The organism is Shimia aestuarii (assembly GCF_900114635.1).
In the GTDB taxonomy this organism is placed as follows: domain Bacteria; phylum Pseudomonadota; class Alphaproteobacteria; order Rhodobacterales; family Rhodobacteraceae; genus Shimia; species Shimia aestuarii.
Genome location: NZ_FOTQ01000009.1, coordinates 107,501 through 108,655 on the forward strand (window position 1 = coordinate 107,501; position 1,155 = coordinate 108,655).

A 1,155-nucleotide genomic window follows, 5' to 3' on the forward strand; every position below is an offset into this window, starting at 1 on the left:
TGGTGGGCTTTGAAACCGGGACGCCAGTTCCGGTGGAGCCTCCCTTGAGATACCACCCTTATTCTGCTTGATGTCTAACCGCGGTCCGTTATCCGGATCCGGGACCCTGCGTGGCGGGTAGTTTGACTGGGGCGGTCGCCTCCTAAAGCGTAACGGAGGCGCGCGAAGGTTGGCTCAGAGCGGTCGGAAATCGCTCGTTGAGTGCAATGGCAGAAGCCAGCCTGACTGCGAGACTGACAAGTCGAGCAGAGTCGAAAGACGGCCATAGTGATCCGGTGGTCCCAAGTGGGAGGGCCATCGCTCAACGGATAAAAGGTACGCCGGGGATAACAGGCTGATACTGCCCAAGAGTCCATATCGACGGCAGTGTTTGGCACCTCGATGTCGGCTCATCTCATCCTGGGGCTGGAGCAGGTCCCAAGGGTACGGCTGTTCGCCGTTTAAAGAGGTACGTGAGCTGGGTTTAGAACGTCGTGAGACAGTTCGGTCCCTATCTGCCGTGGGTGTAGGATACTTGAGAGGAGTTGCCCCTAGTACGAGAGGACCGGGGTGAACGATCCACTGGTGGACCTGTTGTTGCGCCAGCAGCAGTGCAGGGTAGCTATGATCGGACAGGATAACCGCTGAAGGCATCTAAGCGGGAAGCCCCCCTCAAAACAAGGTATCCCTGAGGGCCGAGGTAGACCACCTCGTCGATAGGCCGGAGATGTAAGTGCAGCAATGCATTCAGTTGACCGGTACTAATTGCCCGATAGGCTTGATTTGATCCAGTAAAAGACAGACTGGAAATCAAAAGCATACACAAAACACAGACGTACGTGACTTGGACACGCCGAAAGGCGAAATTAAGCGAAGCCGTTTACTCGGTTTGGTGATCATAGCGCGAGTGAAACACCCGGTCCCATCCCGAACCCGGCCGTTAAGCACCGTAGCGCCGATGGTACTGCATCTTAAGGTGTGGGAGAGTAGGTCATCGCCAAACCTAGTAAACGACTTCCCTTAACGTATCTCTCAATTCGATGATTATCTGGCCTCTTTCCTTATAGCATGAGGCCATGCGGCCAAAATAGCCGCCTGTCGCGGGGTGGAGCAGCCCGGTAGCTCGTCAGGCTCATAACCTGAAGGTCGTAGGTTCAAATCCTACCCCCGCAACCA

The 1,155-nt window shown here is 55.5% G+C and carries 1 tRNA gene and 2 rRNA genes (1 of these 3 running past the window's edge); all 3 read left to right on the forward strand.

Features of this window, described 5'->3' with window-relative positions:
- A 23S ribosomal RNA gene (locus BMZ35_RS17805) occupies positions 1–765 on the forward strand; it begins 2,064 nt to the left of the window's first position.
- A gap of 102 nt (positions 766–867) precedes the next feature.
- A 5S ribosomal RNA gene (rrf, locus tag BMZ35_RS17810) occupies positions 868–982 on the forward strand.
- A gap of 96 nt (positions 983–1,078) precedes the next feature.
- Positions 1,079–1,155 (forward strand) — tRNA-Met (locus BMZ35_RS17815).